A 1,806-nucleotide genomic window follows, 5' to 3' on the forward strand; every position below is an offset into this window, starting at 1 on the left:
GGTGTGCTCGGTCCACGCGTTCCCGTCCCACCAGCGTTCCATGGCCGGGCCGTTGCCTGTGTGCCCGGGTTCTGGATACCAGCCGGGCGTGGTCGTCGTCGTCACGCCGGTCACCTTATGGCCCCAGCATGAGAATCCCGTAAGCAACGGGTTCACGGCTTCATCACACGCCACCATTGCGATCATTGCGGGGCATTCCGGCGGGGGCCCCGCGGACGGGCCCCGGTCAGCGGACGGCGGCCCGCAGCGCGCGCCCCAAGGCCGCGGGTGCTTCCGCCAGCGAGGGTCCGTACCAGGTCAGATGGCGTCCGCCGACAAGGGCGGCGGGCAGAGCGGGGAATGCCTCGGGGCCGTCCTGGGCGGTGAAGCGGTACGGCTCGTCGGGCAGGATCACCAGGTCGGCGGCGGGCAGCCGGGCGGGGTCGATCCGCGGATAGCGCTCGGCGTCGGCGGCGTGCACGTGGTCGATCCCGAGCCGGGCCAGCAGGTCGCCGGCGAAGGTGTCGCGGCCGAGCGCCATCCAGGGACGCCGCCAGATCGGTACGACGGCCCGCAGCCGGGGCTCGTACGGGGTCACTTCCCGCCAGGCGGCCTCCGCCGCGTCCAGCCAGTGCGGCCGGTCCTGTCCGCATCCCTCCACCAGCACCCGGGTCAGCTCGGCGAACGCCTGGGGCAGGGAGCGAATCTCGGTGACCATCACCCGCAGACCGGCCGCGCGCAAAGCAGCCAGGTCCGGTATCCGGTTCTCCTCCTCGTTGGCGACCACCAGGTCGGGCGCGAGTGCGACGATCGCCGGCACGTCGGGATTCTTGGTGCCGCCGACCCGTGCGACGTCCAGTCCCGCCGGGTGGCTGCACCAGTCGGTGGCGCCCACCAGCAGTCCCGGCGCGGTCACCGCGACCGCCTCCGTGAGGGACGGCACCAGGGAGACGACCCGGCGTACCGGGCCGCGGCGGGCGGGAAAGGGCGCAGCGGCCGGGTTCGGCGGGGTCACCGTCCCACGGTACGGCGGTCTGTCGGTGGGCCGTGCCATGCTGGCGCCGTGACTGACGCCAAGCCCGCCCGGCCCGCCAAGCTGCTGCTGCTCGACACCGCGAGCCTGTACTTCCGTGCCTTCTTCGGGGTGCCCGAATCGGTGAAGGCCCCGGACGGCACGCCGGTCAACGCGGTGCGCGGGCTGCTCGACTTCATCGCCCGGCTGGTCGCGGACCAGGCCCCCACCGCGCTGGTGGCGTGCATGGACGCGGACTGGCGGCCGCAGTGGCGGGTCGAGTTGATCCCGTCGTACAAGTCGCACCGCGTGGCGGACGAACCGGCCGGCGGGTCTGGCGGGGACGGCGGCGAGGGCGCCGCCGAGCAGGTGCCGGACACGCTGTCGCCGCAGGTGCCGGTGATCGAGGCGGTGCTGGACGCGATCGGCCTCGCCCGAATCGGCGTGGCCGGTTACGAGGCCGATGACGTGATCGGCACCCTGGCCGGCGCCGCCGCGGTGCCGGTCGCGATCGTCACCGGGGACCGCGACCTGTTCCAGCTGGTGGACGACGCCCGCGGGATCCGGGTGCTGTATCCGCGCAAGGGCGTCGGGGACATCGACGTCATCGACGAGGAGGCGATCGTGGCCCGCTACGGGGTACGGGCCGCCCAGTACGCGGATTTCGCGGCGCTGCGGGGCGACCCGAGCGACGGGCTCCCGGGGGTGAAGGGCATCGGCGACAAGAGCGCGGCCGAACTGATCACCCGCTACGGGGATCTGGCCGGGGTGCGGGCCGCGGCCGCGGACCCCTTTTCCCGGCTGACCCCGGCCCG

3 protein-coding genes are annotated in these 1,806 nt (G+C 73.8%); 1 reads left to right on the plus strand and 2 read right to left on the minus strand.

Annotated elements, in window-relative coordinates:
* On the minus strand, window positions 1-105 hold a 105-nt coding region (locus GA0115240_RS36620), incomplete at its 3' end, for a DUF2510 domain-containing protein (protein ID WP_176724980.1).
* 121 nt (window positions 106-226) lie between these two features.
* On the minus strand, window positions 227-994 hold the full coding sequence (locus GA0115240_RS04205) for a helical backbone metal receptor (RefSeq protein ID WP_093735291.1): 768 nt from the start codon (window positions 992-994) through the stop codon (window positions 227-229).
* Window positions 995-1,078: 84 nt separating this feature from the next.
* On the opposite strand from GA0115240_RS04205, the gene GA0115240_RS04210 reads away from it, so the two are divergent.
* Window positions 1,079-1,806, plus strand: a 728-nt coding sequence (locus GA0115240_RS04210) for a 5'-3' exonuclease H3TH domain-containing protein (RefSeq protein WP_093735292.1), incomplete at its 3' end; no start/stop codon positions are given.

It is taken from the genome of Streptomyces sp. DvalAA-14 (assembly GCF_900091855.1).
Lineage (GTDB): Bacteria > Actinomycetota > Actinomycetes > Streptomycetales > Streptomycetaceae > Actinacidiphila.